Here is a 16821-nt window from a genome sequence, read left to right on the forward strand (position 1 = left end):
AACTAGTCAACGATCTCATCCGAGACGACGCCCCCGGAGCAACATCTGACCGGTGCCCCCTGCTCGCTGCCTTGCGGCAGCTTCGCTGGGGGCACCGGTCAGAACCGGTCACGCGCGCGGGATCTCGCGCTGCTCGAAGGTTTCGATGACGTCTTCGATCTTGATGTCGTTGAACGAGCCGAGCCCGATACCGCACTCGTACCCGTCACGAACCTCGGTGACGTCGTCCTTGAACCGCTTGAGCGACTCGACGGTGAGGTTGTCGGCGACCACGACACCGTCCCGGATCAGGCGCGCCTTGCTGTTGCGCCGGATGAGACCGCTCCGGACGATGCAGCCGGCCACGTTGCCGATCCGCGGCACCCGGAAGACCTCGCGGACCTCCGCGGTGCCGAGCTGGGCCTCCTCGTACACCGGCTTGAGCATGCCCTTGAGGGCGTTCTCGATGTCCTCGATCGCCTGGTAGATGACCGAGTAGTACCTGACCTCGACACCCTCGCGGTCGGCCAGCTCCGTCGCCTTGCCCTGCGGGCGGACGTTGAAGCCGATGATCAGCGCGTCCGACGCCGAGGCCAGCATGACGTTGGTCTCGGTGATCGCGCCGACGCCCCGGTCGATGATGCGCAGCCCGACCTCGTCGCCGAGGTCGATCTTGAGCAGCGCGTCCTCGAGGGCTTCGACCGAACCGGACACATCGCCCTTGAGGATGAGGTTGAGCTGGGTCTTCTCGCCCTCCTTCATCCGCTCGAGGATCGTCTCCAGCGTCGGGCGGCCACGGCTCATCGCCAGCTCGGCGTTGCGCTCGCGGGCCTGGCGCCGCTCGGCGATCTGCCGGGCGACCCGGTCCTCGGGGACAACCAGGAAGTTGTCGCCCGCGTCCGGGACGCTGGTGAAGCCGAGCACCTGCACGGGACGGGCCGGGCCCGCCTCGGACACGTTCGCGCCGTTCTCGTCGAGCATCGCCCGGACGCGGCCGAAGGCCTCGCCAGCGACGATCGAGTCGCCGATCTTGAGCGTTCCGCGCTGTACCAGCACGGTCGCCACCGGGCCGCGGCCGCGGTCGAGCCGGCCTTCGATCGCGACACCCTGGGCCTCGACGTCGAACGCCGCCTGCAGGTCCAGCGACGCGTCGGCGGTCAGGACGATCGCCTCGAGGACACCCTCGATGTTGGTCCGGTTGCGGGCCGACACGTCGACGAACATGGTGTCGCCGCCGTACTCCTCGGCCACCAGCCCGTATTCGGTCAGCTGGCCGCGGACCTTCGCCGGGTCGGCGCCTTCCTTGTCGATCTTGTTGACCGCGACCACGATCGGCACGCCGGCCGCCTGGGCGTGGTTGAGCGCCTCGATGGTCTGAGGCTTCACGCCGTCGTCGGCCGCGACCACCAGCACCACGATGTCGGTCACCTGCGCGCCACGGGCACGCATGGCGGTGAACGTCTCGTGGCCCGGGGTGTCGATGAAGGTGATCGGCCGTTCCTCGCCGTCGACGACCGACCGGACCTGGTAGGCGCCGATGTGCTGGGTGATGCCACCCGCCTCGCCGCCCACCACGTCGGTGGACCGGATCGCGTCGAGCAGCTTCGTCTTGCCGTGGTCGACGTGACCCATGACGGTCACCACCGGCGGCCGGGTGGTCAGCACGACGTCGTCGCCGTACTCGCCGCCGAACTCCAGGTCGAAGCTCTCCAGCAGCTCCTTGTCCTCATCCTCGGGGCTGACGATCTGCACGTCATAGCCGAGCTGGACGCCGAGCAGCTGCAGGGTCTCGTCGGTGCACGACTGGGTCGCGGTCACCATCTCGCCGAGCTGGGTGAACACCACCTGGACCATCGCGCCCGGGTTGGCGTCGATCTTGTCGGCGAAGTCGGCGAGCGACGCGCCACGCGGGAGCCGGATGGCCTGCCCGTTGCCACGGGGGACCATCGCCCCCATGCGCGGCGCCTCGAGCCCGCTCTCCCACTCTTGACGCTTTGCGCGCTTCGACTTGCGCTGACGACCCGGACGGCCACGACCACCGGGACCGAACGCGCCCGCCGTCGTGCCGCCGCGACCGCGACCACCGGCCGCGGGACGGCCGCCACCGGCGCCGCCACCACCACCACCGGGACCGCCGGGACGACCTGCGCCACCGCCACCGGGAGCGCCACCGGGACGACCGGGAGCACCGGAGCGACCGGCGAAACCGCCGCCGCCACCGGGACGCGGACCACCGCCACCGCCGCCGGGACGCGCGCCCGGACCGGCGGGGCGACCAGGAGCGCCGCCGGCCGGGCGCGGGGCGAACATGCCGGGACCGGGACGCGGGCCACCGGAGCCACCCGGCCTGGGCGGCATGCCGCCGCCGGGACCGGGACGCGGGCCACCGGAGCCACCAGGCCGAGGCGGCATGCCGCCGGGACTCGGCCGCGGGCCACCAGGGCCGCCCTGGCGCGCGGCGCCGGGAGCACCGCCGGGACGACCGGGAGCGCCGGAGCGCGGGCCACCGGGCGCCGACGGCGGCCCGGGGCGTGGACCGGCGGCGGAACCGGGCGTCGTGTACGGGTTGTTGCCGGGTCCAGCCGGCCGGGGGCCGGGACGTGGGCCTGGCCGGGGACCGCCACCGGGCCGGGTGGGCGCGGCGGAGGGACCGCCGGCCGCCGCCTGCGCGGCGCCGGGAGCCCCGGGACCGCCGGCAGAGCCGCCGGGCGCCGCGGGGCCACCGGAACGCGGTGGACGCCCCCCGGAAGGACCAGAAGGACCAGAGGGAGCGGGGCGCGGGCCGGGCCGTGGGCCGGCCTGCGACGGAGACTGCGGCGCGGCCGAAGCGGCCGCGCCGGCCGGACGCGCCACCTCAGGACGAGGCGCGGTGTCCGGACGGGCGGGCGCGACCGGCGCCTCGGCACCGCCGGCGGGGGAACCACCGACGGAGGGACCACCAGCGGACGGACCGCCGACGGCGGCCGGGCTGCCGGCGGACGGCGGCAGCGGAGCGCCGGCACCAGGCGCGCCAGCTCCCGGGCTTACCGGGCGGGCGGCTGGGCCAGGACGAGCGCCACCGGGACCTGGGCGCGGCCCTGGGCCTGGACGGCCGGGGGTCGGACCAGGGAATGGACGGGGGCCGGCGCCTGGACGGGCGCCGTTACCTGTTGGGCCGGGCGCGGGGCGACCAGCCGGTCGGGCGGCCGGAGCCTCACCCTCACCGCCGAGCCGCTCCTTGAGCTTGCGCACCACGGGCGCTTCGACGGTGGACGAGGCGGACTTAACGAACTCGCCCATTTCCTTCAACGTGCCGAGCACGGTCTTGCTGTCGACGCCGAGCTCTTTCGCGAGCTCGTGTACGCGGGCCTTACCTACCACGGTGCTCCTTCGTTCGGCCCGCGGTTCAGCGCCCGCGTGACCTCGTTACCTGCTGGTCGCGATCATGGCTGCGTGCTCATTGCGCGGTCATCGCTCTCGACCTGCTTCCTGTCGACGTCATCCGGCGCCTATCCGGGGACGCCCCCGTCGGGTAGGGCACTCCCCCGCCCTCTTGCTCAGGACGCACCGCCTGGGCACCGCCCAGGCGCATCGCCCCTCTGGCTAACAACGTCCGGGCTCGTCATCGTCCCGGGCGGGACCATGAACCTGCTGGACGTGAGCCCGGACCCGCTCGAGATCGAGCGGACCAGGCACCCGCAACGCCCGCGGAAACGCACGACGGCGCTCCGCGAGATCGAGGCATGCCGCGTCGGGGTGCACGTGCGCTCCCCGCCCAGGCATACGACGGCGTGTGTCCGGCAGAAGTACACCGTCCACCACGACGATACGCAGCAGGTCGGACCGCGCCGCTCGGGTCCGGCAACCAACACAGGTGCGTATGACAGCTGTAGTTGCCCTAACAGCAGTAGTCGCACCAGTCAGGCTCGGCTCCGCACGGCGTGCCATAGCGAGTCTATCCCGTTGCGCCCCTAGGCTGCCCGCCCGTGGCCGGCGAACGCCGTCCGGGCGCTCCCCCGGCGGAGGTGGCGGCATCGGATCGCCGCAGGTCCGCCGGCCCGGCTCCGGCCCGGCGCGGCGGGTCCGCTGGGCGTCGCCCGGCGCCACCATTGTCACCTTCCGTATCCGAATGGATGTCGATCCGCCAGCTGGTCAACCGCGCGGCGAGCCGGGCGTTCTGACCCTCACGGCCAATGGCGAGCGAGAGCTGGTAGTCCGGCACGGTCACCCGCGCCGAGCGGCCGGCGAGGTCGGTCACCTCGACGCGCGAGACCCGCGCCGGCGAGAGCGCGTTGCCGACGAACGTGGCCGGGTCGGCCGACCAGTCGACGATGTCGATCTTCTCACCGTGCAGCTCGGCCATCACGGCGCGAACCCGGCTGCCCATCGGGCCGATGCAGGCTCCCTTGGGGTTCACTCCGGCGACCTTCGAGCGGACCGCGATCTTGCTGCGATGCCCGGCCTCGCGGGCGATCGCCGCGATCTCCACGGTGCCGTCGGCGACCTCGGGAACCTCCAGCCGGAACAAGCCCTTCACCAGCTCGGGATGGGTCCGAGAGAGCGTGACGGCCGCGCCGTGCGGCCCCCGGGCCACATGCACCACGTAGCACTTGATGCGGTCACCGTGCTCCAGGCGCTCGCCGGCGACCTGCTCGGCCGGCGGCAGCACGCCCTCGACGGTGCCGAGGTCGACGAGCACCACCCGCGAGCCGGCGCGCTGCTCGTGGTGCTGCACCACGCCGGAGACGATCTCGTGCTCGCGGTCCGCGTACTGGCCGTAGGTGACCTCCTGCTTGGCCTCCCGGAGGCGCTGCATGATGACCTGTTTGGCGGTCATCTGGGCGATCCGGCCGAAGTCCGCGGGAGTGTCGTCCCACTCCCTGGCCGTGCCGTCCGGTCGGATCTCGCTGGCCAGCACGGTCACCTCACCGGTCTGGCGGTCGACCACCACCCGGGCGTCGACCACCCGGGGCTCCTCGGCCGCGCCGCTGGCATGCGGGCCCTGCGTGTGCTGGTAGGCCTTGAGCAACGCTGTCTCGATCGCCTCGACCAGGGTCTCGAAGGCGAGGTCGTACTCCCGTTCGATCCCGCGCAGCTCGGCGACACTGATTTTCACCGGTCTGTCTCCTCACCTGGGCTTGGGCCGCTGTCCTCATGACCTCCGCCGGCTCGGCCCCGCCGAGCCCCTCCCAGGTCGTTACCGGTGGCCGGGCCGCCGCCCGCGGGCGCGTCCCGCTCGAGCCCCCTCGGGCCCTCGGCCCCGCCACCGTCGTCATTCCCGTCGTCCTCGTCGAGGCCCTCGTCGTCGAGGTCCTCGTCGTCGTCCTCGTCCCAGACGTCGTCGCCAGCGCCGAGGTGATCCTCCTCGCCTGGCGCCTCGTCCTCGTCGAACTCGTCCTCGTCGGGTTCCTCACCCGCCGCCGCCTGCCCCTCGGCCGCGCCAGACCCACCCGCCGCGGAGGCGGCGTCCGGCACGGAGTCGGCATGGCCGAACTCGATCTGCACGACCGCGTGGGCCACGTCGGCGAAGCGCAACCGCTCGATCTGGGTTCGCACTGGGCGCCCGCGCCGCACGGGACCGACCGCCACGGCCAGGTCCGCGCCGTCGTCGTCGGCGCCCAGAACCCGGCCCACCACGGCCGTGCCGTCGGCGCGCCTGGCCTCCACCAGCCGGCCACGCGCCCGACGCCAGTGCCGCGGCAGCGTGAGCGGCCGGTCGACGCCGGGAGAGGTGACCTCCAGCATGTAGGCACCGATGAGGCCCGCCTCGTCGCCCACCTGGTCGAGCAGGTCGGAGATCAGCCGGCTGGCCTCCGCGACCGCGTCCAGGTCGACGCCGCCGTCACGATCGACCGCCACCCGCAGCACACTGCGCGAGCCCGCCCGCGAGAGGTTCAGGTCCTCCAGGTCGAACCCGGCCTCGGCGAGCGCAGGGGCCAGCCGTTCCCACACCGCGGCCCGCAGCGCCGCGACGCTGTCAGCCGAGGCCGCCTTCCCTGCCGGCGCCGGCCGGGCGGCCTGCGTCGCCGCGGGCTGGCCGGAACCCTGCTGGCCAGCCCCGGCATACGCGGCCCTTCCAGGCCGCGCGGAACCGCCCGGCGGCCGGCGGCCTGTACGGCCCGCGTCCCGTGCCACGTCGCCCAGTCCTCTCCGCGTATTCCAACACTTGACCAGCGCCCGAACTTGGCCAGCGCCCGACTCTGGCATGCCCCGCGGGCGGGCGGCGCCACGTCATTCCGCCCAGGTGGCCGGTAGCCCGACACACCATGCCTGTCCCATCGCGCCAGCAGGGACAATGATCAAGATGGCTGCCGACGATACCCGCAGCCTCATCCGAGATCCATAGCCTACGTCCGTCGCGGTGCGGCTCCAATCACGGCCTGACCGTAGTCAGTGCTCACGGCCACGAGAGACGGCCTCAGGCCCGTCGCCGGCACGCGCCCGGTCGGTGCGCGGGGGGCCACTCCGATGGCACCGACGTGTGATTGGCTGCGAGGCGTGGGTGGGGGTGGGGTGGGTGTACGCGGCGCGCCGTCAAGGCGGGCCGCGCTGGCGCTGCCGGCGACCGGGCTCGCCGTGACGGGGCTGGCGACCATCGCCGGCTGCACCGAGTCGCGGCCGGCCGGCGCGCCCGCGCCACCGCCGGTCGATCTCGCGGCCGCGCGAGCCGCCGCGCGCACCGAGCACGACCTTTTGGCTGACTACGACGCCGTGATCGCTCGCCACCCCGCGCTCGCCGCGCTGTTGGGCGGGTTGCGGGCGCATCACACGCAGCATCTGGCCGCCCTCGCGGCCCAGGTGCCGGCCCTGGCGACCGCGAGCCCGGACGGCGCCACCCCCGGTGGGCCGTCCGCCACGGCCCTGGCCACCCCGTCAGGCACCACCACGGCCCCCGCTGTGGGTGCCTCCCCGTCCGGGAGTGCGGGCGCACAGCCCGGCGCGGACGACTCGCCGGCGGCGAGGGCCAGCGCCCTCGCCGAGCTCGCCACCGCCGAGCGCACGGCGGCGGACGCGCATCGCGCGAGCTGCCTCGCCGCGACGAGCGGGCTCGCGCCGCTGCTCGCGAGCCTGCGCGCGGCGGAGTCCTGCCATGCCGACCTGCTCTCGCTGGCCGGCCCGGCCGGCTGAACGCGGACCCACCCGCCGCCCCGACCCGCACCGACCCCGAACCCGGACCAACCTGGCCGACTCCGGCCCCAACCGACGAGGAAGACAGACGGGCACCATGGTGGCGACCAGCCGGCCGGCGACCCCGCCCAGCGCCAAGGCCACACCCGGCGCGGCGCTGGACGCGCGCGCCATCACCGCTCTTTCGGCGTTGGTGGCGGTCGAGCACGCCGCCGTGTACGGAGCGGCCTCCGCCGGCGGCGCGCTCGCGCCTCTGGGCGTGGACGCGCGGGATGCCCGTGGCCTTGCCGCCGCCGCCTACACGGCGCACCGGCAGCTACGTGACGCGCTGATCGCGTTGCTCCTCGACGCGGGCGCGAAACCGCCGGCGTCGCAGCCCGCCTACACGCTGCCGGTGAACCCGGCCAGCGCGGGGGCCGCGCTCACGCTGCTCGCCGAGCTGGACGACCGGACCGCGGCGAGTGCCTATGACGCCATCGGCTCGGCCACCGGCCGGGCCCGCGAGCTCGTCGTCGACGCGCTCGCGCAGGCGGCGGGGCGCGCCCAGCGCGCCCGGCTGACCGCCGGCCTGGCTCCCGCGACCGCGGTCAAGGCCCTCCCGGGCCGGTCCTGACCCCGCCCGGCCTCAGCGCCTGGACCAGGCGCCCGGCGCCCGGCCGCGCTCGCGGACGATGTCGGGCAGGTCGCCGGTCGCGATGTCCGCCAGGGTCACCGCCTCCAGCACCTGGCGCAGACTCACCCGGACGGCGATCCAGACGTCCTGCAGGTTCTTGGCCGCACCCTCGTACGACACCTCTTCCGGCCGGCGCCCGCGCACGCCGGCCAGCGGCCCGTCGGTGGCCCTGATCACGGTCGCCACGTCGATCTCGTGGGCCGGTCTGGCGAGCTGGTAGCCACCGTCCGCTCCGCGCCGGCTGCTCACCAGACCGCTGCGTCGCAGGTCGGTCAGGATGTTCTCGAGGAACCGCAGCGGCAGGTCCTGCGCCAAGGCAAGCGTTTCGCCCTTGACCAGGCCGCCGTCGCTGGCGGCCAGGGTCAGCAGTGCGCGCAGGGCGTAGTCGGCGCGCGCGGAGATCTGCATGACTCCATCTTGCCGCTCCGCCCGCGACCACGCCCACAGCGGGGGCCGCCGGGAGCGTGGGCGGGGCCTTGCCGGCTCCCGGCCCGCGCCTCTTTCAACGGGCGGCGCGGACCCAGACGCGCTGGCCGAGCGCGAGCTGGAGGTCCTCGGCCTGCCCACGGGTGAGCTGTGCCCAGGGCTGCTCGGCCCCGGTGTCCAGCGTGGCCCGGACCTCGTAACCGATGCGCTGCAGGCCGGCGACCTCGGCGGACGTGGTGTCGGGGGTGTCGGACGTGAAGATCTCCAGGTCGTGCGGGCGGACCAGCCGACCGGCGAGACGGGTGACGGGGCCGAGGAAGCCCATGACGAAGTCGTTCGCGGGCTTGTCGTAGACGTCGGCGGGGCTGCCGACCTGCTCGATGCGGCCCTGGTTGATGACCACGAGCTCGTCGGCGACCTCGAGGGCCTCCTCCTGGTCGTGGGTGACGAAGATCGTGGTGACGTGCACCTCGTCGTGCAGGCGCCTCAGCCAGTCGCGCAGCTCCTTGCGGACCTGGGCGTCCAGGGCACCGAACGGCTCGTCTAGCAGGAGCACGGTCGGCTCGACCGCGAGGGCGCGGGCCAGGGCCATGCGCTGGCGCTGCCCGCCGGAGAGCTGCTCGGGCAGCCGGTCGGCGAACTGCTCCAGGTGGACCAGGGCCAGCAGTTCCTGCACCCGCGCGCGGATCTCGGCCTTGGGACGCTTGCGGATCTCCAGGCCGAAGGCGACGTTGCGGTAGACCGTCAGGTGCTTGAAGGCCGCGTAGTGCTGGAACACGAAGCCGACGTTGCGGCGCTGCGGCGGGAGGCGGGTGGCGTCCTGGCCGTTGATCCGGACGGTGCCCGAGTCCGGCTGCTCGAGGCCGCCGATGATGCGCAGCAGGGTGGACTTGCCGCCGCCGCTGGGGCCCAGGAGCGCGGTCAGCCGCCCGTCCGCCACGGTCAGGTCGACGTCGTCGAGCGCGACGAAGCTGCCGAACCGCTTGCCGACCGAGCTGACCTCGATGCTCACCTGAGCCCACCTTTGTCCAGTTCGACGTCGTTCGACGCGACGTTGTTCAGCGCGAGGGCGGCCGGCGCGGGGTCGGCCGAAAGGGCGAGGTCATCCGGCACCACGGCCGGTGGCCCGCTGTGCTTCGACTCGTTCTCGCGCCGGCGGAGGAACACGAGCACGATGACGAGCACGGTGACGACGATGAGCAGGAACGCCAGCTGGAAGGCCCCTGGTTCGAGCTGCTGGACCCGTTCACCGACCAGCAGCGGCACGGTCTGGGTCTGGTTCTCGCCGCTGACGTTGCCGGACACCACCAGCACGGCGCCGTACTCCCCGATCGAGCGGGCCAGGCTCAGCACGATCCCGTACAGCAGCGCGGGCCGGATGATCGGCAGCGTGATCCGCAGGAAGCGCTGCCAGGCGCTGGCGCCCAGCACCCGGGCGGCCTGCTCCTGCTCGATGCCCTCCTCCGCGAGGACGGGGACCACCTCGCGCAGGACCAGCGGGAACGAGACGAAGGTCGTCGCGAGGATCATGCCGGGCAGCGAGAAGATGATCTCGATGCCGGCGTTGTGCAGGGTGCTGCCGAACCAGCCGTCGACCGGGCCGTAGACCAGCACCAGCGCGAGGCCCACCACGATCGGCGAGACCGAGAGCGGCAGGTCGGCGAGCGCGCTCAGCAGCCGGCGCCCGGGGAAGCGGTAGCGGGTGATCAGCAGCCCGAGGCCCACGCCGAACACGGCGTTGAGCGCGACCGAGGCGAGCGCGATCTCGGCGGTCAGCCGGAAGGCGGTCACCGCCTGGTCGGAGCTGATGGCCGACCAGAAGGCCGCCGGCCCGGGGCTCACCGTCTTCCAGGTCACGACCACCAGCGGGACCAGCACCAGGACCCCGACGTAGAGCAGCGCGACGGTGCGCAGCCCGAGGCGGGTGGAACGGCGGTTACCCACGGCGGGCCGCCGCGCGCTGCAGCAGGTCGAGGCCGACGATCACGAGCAGGCTGACCGCCAGCAGGACGGTCGCGGTCGCCGCGGCAGCGGGGAAGTCGAAGTTCTCGATCTTCTGGTAGGCGTACATCGAGGACACCTTGGTACGGCTGAGGCCGCCGGAGATCAGTAGCACCGAGCCGTACTCGCCCATCGCCCGGGCGAACGCCAGCGTCGCCCCCGACGCGATCGCCGGCAGCAGCACCGGCAGCACGACCCGTCGGAAGATCGTGAACGGCGACGCGCCGAGGCAGGCGGCGGCCTGTTCGACCTCGGTGTCCAGCGCCATGAGTACCGGCTGGACCGACCGCACCGCGAACGGAAGCGTCACGAAGAGCAGCCCGAGCACGATCGCCCGCTGGGTGCCGAGCAGGTGGACGCCGACCGGGCTGTTGGTGCCGTACACGGCGAGCAGCACCAGCCCGGCGACGATGGTCGGCAGCGCGAACGGAATATCGATGATCACGTCGACGAGTCGCCGACCGGGGAAGGGGTCACGCACCAGCACCCAGGCCAGCAGCGTTCCCATCACGGCATTGATCGCGGCCACCAGCAGTGAGCTGACCACCGTCAGGCGCAGCGCTCTCACGGCACTGGGGTCGGTGATGTTGTCCCAGAAGCCGGACCACCCACCGGTGAACCCCCGCGCGACGACCGCCGCCAAGGGGATCAGCACCAGCAGGCTCAGCCACAGGACCGCCACGCCCAGCCCAAGCCCCGACCCGGGCCCGAGCCGCGCGGCGCCAGAGGCGTCCCGCGCGGCCCGGGAACGAGCCGGTGAAGCCGCCGTCGCCGGCTCCACCACAGTGCTCATCCGGTGGCGTTCTCGATCTTCGTCACGATGCCGTTGTCGGCGTCGAAGAACTCCTTGTTGACCTTGCTCCAGCCACCGAGGTCCGTGATGGTGGTCAGCTTCTCGATGGTCGGGAACGGCTTGGAGGGATCGTTCGCGCCCTCGACGGTGCCGATGGTCGCGTTCTTGTCCGTCGGGCGGAAGCCGTGGCTGGCGAAGATCGCCTGGCCCTCGTCACTCTTGGCGTATGCCAGGAACGCCTTGGCCGCCGGCGAGGCGGACACGGTCACCGCGGCCGGGTTCTCGATCAGGAAGGTTTCCTTGGGGATGACGTAGTCGAGGTCGACACCCTTCTGCCGGGCGCCGATGGCCTCGTTCTCGTAGGAGAGCAGCACGTCGCCGGTGCCCTGGGTGAACGTGGTGGTGGCCTCCGCGCCGCTCGCGGGCTTGCTCACCACGTTCTTGAAGAAGGACGTCAGGTACTCCTGGGCCTGCGCGTCCGTGCCGCCCTCGGCCAGGGTGTGGGTGTAGGCCGCGAGGATGTTCCACTTCGCCGAGCCGGACGAGGCCGGGTCCGGCGTGACGATCTTCACGCCTGGCTTGATCAGGTCATCCCAGCCGGTGATGTGCAGCGGGTTCCCCTTGCGCACCGCGATCACCACGACCGAGTTCGAGATCTGACCCTTCGTGCTGTCCGCGTTCCAGTCCTCGGCCACGAACTTCGGCACCAGGCGAGTCATGTCCGGGTCGAGAGAAAAGGTCACGAAGTCGGCCTTCTGGCCGCTGGCCACCGACTTGCTCACGGTGCCGCTCGCCCCGAAGGTCTCCGAGAACTTCACACCCTTGCCCGCGTCCGTCTTGACGAACGCGTCCTGCAGCTCGTCGTAGGCCGGCTTCGGAACCGAATACCCCACGATCGCGACCGACTGGCCCGCGTTGGCTCCCGCGCCGGCTCCCGCACTGGCACTCGCCCCAGCGTCGTCGCTTCCCCCGGAGTCACCGCCGCAGGCGGTCACCGCCAGCGCGAGCGCCGCACCAGCAGCGATCAAGGGCGCACTGCGCCACAGCCTACTCGGCTTCATATCTGGTCCTCCCCGGACGTACACACCGCAACGCTACAGGCAAGTCGATCGGACTTGTCGGGAACGACAGCATGCCAGACCGGGCACACCATGACCAACACCTTGTTGCATCCGCAACACGGACGAGTAACAAACTTTCCGTTTTCTCGATGGGCTTTATCGAGAATAGAGTTGAGAGGCCCCCAGCGGGGAGCGAAGATCTAAAACAGGATCGACGCGAAGGTGCCGACGCGGCTGAAGCCCACCCGCTCGTAGGCGCGGCGGGCGGGCAGGTTGAAGTCGTTGACGTACAGGCTGACGACCGGCGCGTACATCGCCTGCGCCAGCGCCACGACGCTCGCCGTGCCGGCGGCGCCGAGCCCGCGGCCGCGCAGCCGCGGCGCGACCCAGACGCCCTGCACCTGGCTCACCCCGCCGGCGATCGCGCCGATCTCGGCCTTGAACAGCACCTGCCCGTCCTCGATCCGCGCGAACGAGCGGCGCTGCCCGACGAACTCCGCGACGCGGGCGCGGTAGAGCGCGCCGCCGTCAGCGAGGATCGGCGACACGCCGATCTCCTCGGTGAACATCGCGATGCTTGCCGGCATCAGGATGTCCAGCTCGTCCGGGCGTACCAGCCGAACGCACGGGTCGGGGGCGACCAGCGGCGACCCTTCGATCACCAGTAACGGCTGCTCGCCCCGCACCTCGCGAGCCGGCCCCCAGAAAGGCTCCAGGTGACCCCACAGCTCGGCCACCGCGCCAGCCTCGCCGACGATCGACGAGCAGCGCCGGCCGGACCGGCGGGCCCGTTCGGCGAACAGCCGAACGGACGCGGCACCGGCACCGACCGGCCACAGGTTCGCGCCCGAATAGCACAGCGCGGCGATCCTGCCGTCGACGACGTGTCCCCAGACCTCCGCGCCCAGCCGCCACGGGTCGAGCCCACAGGCCTCCACCCGGGACGCGACGAACACGTCGGTGACCGGGTCCCGGGCCAGCAGCTGACGGACCGCGGGCAGGTCGCGGTCGTCGAGCAGCCGGACCGGGCTAGACCGTAGTGGCAGACCCATCCAGCATCATGATCCGCGGCTAGGCGACGGAGACGGAGGGTTCGCCGGAGGCGACGCCCGCGGTCTCCATCTCCTCGGCGAGACGCATGGCCTCTTCGATCAGCGTCTCGACGATCTGCGCCTCGGGCACGGTCTTGACGACCTCGCCGCGGACGAAGATCTGGCCCTTGCCGTTGCCGGAGGCGACACCGAGGTCGGCCTCGCGGGCCTCGCCGGGGCCGTTGACGACGCAGCCCATGACGGCTACGCGCAGCGGGACCTCCATGCCCTCCAGACCGGCGGCGACCTGGTTGGCCAGCGTGTAGACGTCGACCTGGGCGCGCCCGCAGGACGGGCAGGAGACGATCTCGAGCCGGCGGTCGCGTAGGCCAAGCGACTCGAGGATCGCCGTGCCGACCTTGACCTCCTCGACCGGCGGGGCCGACAGCGACACTCGCAGGGTGTCGCCGATGCCCTCGGCGAGCAGTGCTCCGAACGCGACGGCCGACTTGATCGTGCCCTGGAACTGCGGGCCGGCCTCGGTGACCCCCAGGTGCAGCGGGTAGTCGCAGCGCTCCGCCAACATCCGGTAGGCCGCGATCATGACGACCGGGTCGTGGTGCTTGACCGAGATCTTGATGTCCCGGAAGTCGTGCTCCTCGAACAGCGAGCACTCCCACAGCGCCGACTCGGTCAGCGCCTCCGGCGTCGCCTTGCCGTACTTGGCGAGCAGCCGCTTGTCGAGCGAACCGGCGTTGACGCCGATGCGGATCGGGATGCCGGCCGCACCAGCCCGGCGGGCAATCTCGCCGATCTTGTCGTCGAACGCCTTGATGTTGCCCGGGTTCACCCGGACGGCCGCGCAGCCCGCGTCGATCGCGGCGAAGACGTACTTCGGCTGGAAGTGGATGTCGGCGATCACCGGGATCGGCGACTTGCGGGCGATCGCGGCGAGCGCGTCGGCGTCGTCCTGGCTTGGCACGGCGACCCGGACGATCTGGCAGCCCGAGGCGGTGAGCTCCGCGATCTGCTGCAGCGTCGCGTTCACGTCGGCGGTCAGCGTCGTGCACATCGACTGCACCGAGACCGGCGCGTCGCCGCCGACCAGGACGCTGCCAACCTTGATCTGCCGGCTCACCCGACGTTTGCCGAGCGGACGGGCCGGAGCCTGTGGCATGCCCAGAGTAACGGTCACTTTGTCCTCACTGGGATATGGATGCGATTGGGCGCACGGCAGACCGATGCCCGGAGCGGCGCGCCTCGCGGGTCACTGCAGACGGATCGGGTTGACGATGTCGGCGGACAGGATGAGCAGGCTGAACCCGAGCAACACGACGACCGTCGCGTACGTGGCTGGTAACAGCTTGGCGAAGTCCACCCGTTTCACGGGGCCACGGTAGCCACGCAGTCGGCGCACCCCATGCCGTGCCTGCTCGAATGCCAGGACGGCGATGTGGCCGCCGTCGAGCGGCAGCAGCGGCAGCAGGTTGAAGATCCCGACGGCGAGGTTGATCGCCGCCACCAGGACCAGGAAGTCGCGGATCCGGTCCGGCCAGGAGCTGCCCGGCGCGGCGACGACATCACCGCCGATGCGGGCGGCGCCCACGACGCTGACGAATCCGGCGGGGTCACGGTTGTCGCTGAACAGGTTGCCCAGGTCATCGAGACGATGGGTCAGCGTGTCGTACATCCCGGTGAAGCCAGACCAGATGACCTCGCCGGTGCGCGGGATCGCCGCGATCGGACCGTAGCGCTCGGAGTCCGTGCCCGGCTTCACCCCGATGGCCCCGACCGGGTCGGACCCCTCGGCGCCGGTCTGCCGGTCGCGCAGCACCTGCACGAGATCCGGGCGCAGCGTGACCTGCTTGCCGTCCCGGTCGACGACGACGGTCGCGGCGCCCGCGCCGTGGTCACGCACGAGCTGGGTGAACTGCTTCCAGGTCGTGACCCGCACGCCGTCGAAGGACAGCACCCGGTCGCCGACCTCCATGCCGGCCGCGGCCGCCGGGCCGGGGCCCGAGCACTGGGTACTGGTCGACACGCAGCTGGTCGCGCCGATCTTGTTCTCGCTCACCTTCGGCGTGCCGAGCGCGATCAGGACGGTGTAGATCAGCACGATGGCGATGATGAAGTGCACCACCGAGCCGGCGGACATCACCACGAACCGAGCCCGGGCCGGCTTGTTGTAGAACGCCCGCGGTACGTCGTTCGGGTCGATCTCCTCGAGGGGGGTCATCCCCTCGATCTTCACGAACCCGCCGGCGGGGACCAGCTTGACGCCGTACTCCGTTTCGCCGCGCTTGCTCGACCACACGGTCGGGCCGAAGCCGACGAAGAACCGGGAGGCCTTCATCCCGTAGTGCCGGGCCGTGAAGAAGTGGCCCGCCTCGTGCAGGCAGACCGACACCAGCAGCGCCACCGCGAAGGCGACGATGCCAAGGATCATCACCGCGACACCACCTCGTTGGCCGTCTGGTCGATCAGCCGGTTCGCGGCGGCCCGGGCCTCACGCTCGGTGGCGAAGACCTCGTCGAGGGTCGGCTTGGCGATCACCTCGTGCGCCGAGAGCACCTCCGCGACGACGTCGACGATCCGGACGAACGGCAGCCGCCCCGCGATGAAGGCGGCGACCGCCTCCTCGTTGGCGGCGTTGAAGACCGCCGGCGCGGTCCCGCCACGCTTGCCCGTCTCCCGCGCGAGCCCCACCGCCGGGAAGGCGGTGGTGTCCAGCGGGAAGAAGTTGAGGGTCTGCGCGGTCGTCCAGTCCATCGGCCGCTGGGCCTCCGGAACCCGCTCCGGCCAGCCGAGCGCCAGCGCGATCGGCAGCCGCATGTCGGGCGGTGAGACCTGGGCCAGCGTCGAGCCGTCGTAGAACTCGACCATCGAGTGCACCAGCGACTGCGGGTGTACGACGACATCGATGTCGTCGTACGGAATACCGAACAGCAGCTGTGCCTCGATCAGCTCGAGGCCCTTGTTCATCAGGGTCGCCGAGTTGATCGTGATGACGGGGCCCATCGCCCAGGTCGGGTGCGCGAGCGCCTGGTCCAGCGTGACCGCCTCCAGCTCCGCGCGCTTCTTGCCGCGGAACGGCCCGCCCGAGGCGGTGAGGATCAGCTTGCGCACCTCGTGTCGCCGCCCGCCGCGCAGGCACTGCGCGAGCGCGGAATGCTCCGAGTCCACCGGGACCAGGCGGTCCGGGTCATCGCCGACGGCGTCGAGTACCAGCGGACCGCCGACGACGAGCGACTCCTTGTTCGCGAGCGCCACCGTGCGGCCGGCCGCCAGCGCGGCAAGGGTGGACGGGAGCCCCACGGAGCCGGTGATGCCGTTGAGCACGATGTCACACGGCCACGCGGCGATCTCGAGCGCGGCCTCGGGGCCGCCCAGGATCTTCGGGACGACGAACTCGCCCTTGCGGTAGCCGCGCTTCGCCGCCTCCGCGTAGAAGGCGAGCTGCAGGTCCTGCACGGCCGAGGCCGCCGACACCCCGACGACCTCGACGCCCAGGTCGAGCGCCTGCCGCGCGAGCAGTTCCACGCGCGACCCGCCGCCGAGCAGAGCGACGACCCGGAACTCGTCCGGGTTGCGCTGGACCACGTCGATCGCCTGGGTCCCGATTGATCCCGTCGACCCGAGCAGAACGACCTCACGTACGACCCGTGGCTGCGACACCCGTCCATTGTCGCAGGCTCGTCCCTGGCTCGACGACGGCCTGTTCGGTTCACCCCTGTTCGGTTCATGACACCC

At 72.1% G+C, this 16821-nt stretch carries 15 protein-coding genes; 2 read left to right on the plus strand and 13 right to left on the minus strand.

Translation table 11 applies throughout. The features are described from left to right. Positions 1–108: 108 nt before the first annotated feature. The 4 genes from infB to rimP all read right to left on the minus strand — a co-directional run bounded on the left by infB (position 109) and on the right by rimP (position 6093). Complete coding sequence (infB, locus tag FRCN3DRAFT_RS47710) at positions 109–3339, minus strand: translation initiation factor IF-2 (protein WP_035931083.1); 3231 nt, start codon at positions 3337–3339, stop codon at positions 109–111. A gap of 222 nt (positions 3340–3561) precedes the next feature. After that, positions 3562–3993, minus strand: coding sequence for a YlxR family protein (locus tag FRCN3DRAFT_RS52195; RefSeq protein WP_335341686.1), 432 nt, complete (start codon positions 3991–3993; stop codon positions 3562–3564). Continuing rightward, entirely contained in the window at positions 3914–5074 is a 1161-nt protein-coding gene (gene nusA / locus FRCN3DRAFT_RS0234990; protein WP_007519447.1) for a transcription termination factor NusA, read from the minus strand. The genes FRCN3DRAFT_RS52195 and nusA overlap by 80 nt, the downstream gene beginning before the upstream one ends. Beyond that, on the minus strand, positions 5071–6093 hold the full coding sequence (gene rimP / locus FRCN3DRAFT_RS50180; protein WP_007519448.1) for a ribosome maturation factor RimP: 1023 nt from the start codon (positions 6091–6093) through the stop codon (positions 5071–5073). Before rimP ends, nusA begins: the two co-directional genes overlap by 4 nt. Before the next feature lie 378 nt (positions 6094–6471). Between rimP and FRCN3DRAFT_RS0235000 the strand changes: the two genes are divergently transcribed. Beyond that, complete coding sequence (locus FRCN3DRAFT_RS0235000) at positions 6472–7086, plus strand: hypothetical protein (protein ID WP_007519449.1); 615 nt, start codon at positions 6472–6474, stop codon at positions 7084–7086. A gap of 97 nt (positions 7087–7183) precedes the next feature. Next, on the plus strand, positions 7184–7699 hold the full coding sequence (locus FRCN3DRAFT_RS0235005) for a DUF4439 domain-containing protein (RefSeq protein ID WP_007519450.1): 516 nt from the start codon (positions 7184–7186) through the stop codon (positions 7697–7699). Positions 7700–7711: 12 nt separating this feature from the next. Here FRCN3DRAFT_RS0235005 and FRCN3DRAFT_RS0235010 read toward each other — a convergent pair whose 3' ends face one another. From FRCN3DRAFT_RS0235010 to dxr, 9 genes are all read right to left on the minus strand, one after another. Continuing rightward, on the minus strand, positions 7712–8167 hold the full coding sequence (locus tag FRCN3DRAFT_RS0235010) for an RrF2 family transcriptional regulator (RefSeq protein ID WP_007519451.1): 456 nt from the start codon (positions 8165–8167) through the stop codon (positions 7712–7714). 94 nt (positions 8168–8261) lie between these two features. After that, positions 8262–9197: a sulfate/molybdate ABC transporter ATP-binding protein gene (locus FRCN3DRAFT_RS0235015; RefSeq protein WP_007519452.1), complete on the minus strand. Its 936-nt coding sequence runs from the start codon at positions 9195–9197 to the stop codon at positions 8262–8264. Beyond that, positions 9194–10129: a sulfate ABC transporter permease subunit gene (locus tag FRCN3DRAFT_RS0235020; protein WP_007519454.1), complete on the minus strand. Its 936-nt coding sequence runs from the start codon at positions 10127–10129 to the stop codon at positions 9194–9196. Before FRCN3DRAFT_RS0235020 ends, FRCN3DRAFT_RS0235015 begins: the two co-directional genes overlap by 4 nt. Beyond that, positions 10122–10979: a sulfate ABC transporter permease subunit CysT gene (cysT, locus tag FRCN3DRAFT_RS0235025; RefSeq protein ID WP_007519456.1), complete on the minus strand. Its 858-nt coding sequence runs from the start codon at positions 10977–10979 to the stop codon at positions 10122–10124. Before cysT ends, FRCN3DRAFT_RS0235020 begins: the two co-directional genes overlap by 8 nt. Then, positions 10976–12040: a sulfate ABC transporter substrate-binding protein gene (locus FRCN3DRAFT_RS0235030; protein WP_007519457.1), complete on the minus strand. Its 1065-nt coding sequence runs from the start codon at positions 12038–12040 to the stop codon at positions 10976–10978. Before FRCN3DRAFT_RS0235030 ends, cysT begins: the two co-directional genes overlap by 4 nt. A gap of 200 nt (positions 12041–12240) precedes the next feature. Further along, positions 12241–13092, minus strand: a complete 852-nt coding sequence (locus FRCN3DRAFT_RS0235035) for a GNAT family N-acetyltransferase (RefSeq protein ID WP_007519459.1) — start codon at positions 13090–13092, stop codon at positions 12241–12243. A gap of 19 nt (positions 13093–13111) precedes the next feature. Continuing rightward, complete coding sequence (gene ispG / locus FRCN3DRAFT_RS0235040) at positions 13112–14266, minus strand: flavodoxin-dependent (E)-4-hydroxy-3-methylbut-2-enyl-diphosphate synthase (protein ID WP_007519461.1); 1155 nt, start codon at positions 14264–14266, stop codon at positions 13112–13114. A gap of 72 nt (positions 14267–14338) precedes the next feature. Next, a complete protein-coding gene (locus tag FRCN3DRAFT_RS0235045) occupies positions 14339–15517 on the minus strand; it encodes a M50 family metallopeptidase (protein WP_007519463.1) in 1179 nt (392 codons plus the stop codon). Next, positions 15517–16746: a 1-deoxy-D-xylulose-5-phosphate reductoisomerase gene (gene dxr / locus FRCN3DRAFT_RS0235050; protein ID WP_027141227.1), complete on the minus strand. Its 1230-nt coding sequence runs from the start codon at positions 16744–16746 to the stop codon at positions 15517–15519. The genes FRCN3DRAFT_RS0235045 and dxr overlap by 1 nt, the downstream gene beginning before the upstream one ends. Positions 16747–16821 lie beyond the last annotated feature (75 nt).

It is taken from the genome of Pseudofrankia saprophytica, from assembly GCF_000235425.2.
Lineage (GTDB): Bacteria > Actinomycetota > Actinomycetes > Frankiales > Frankiaceae > Pseudofrankia > Pseudofrankia saprophytica.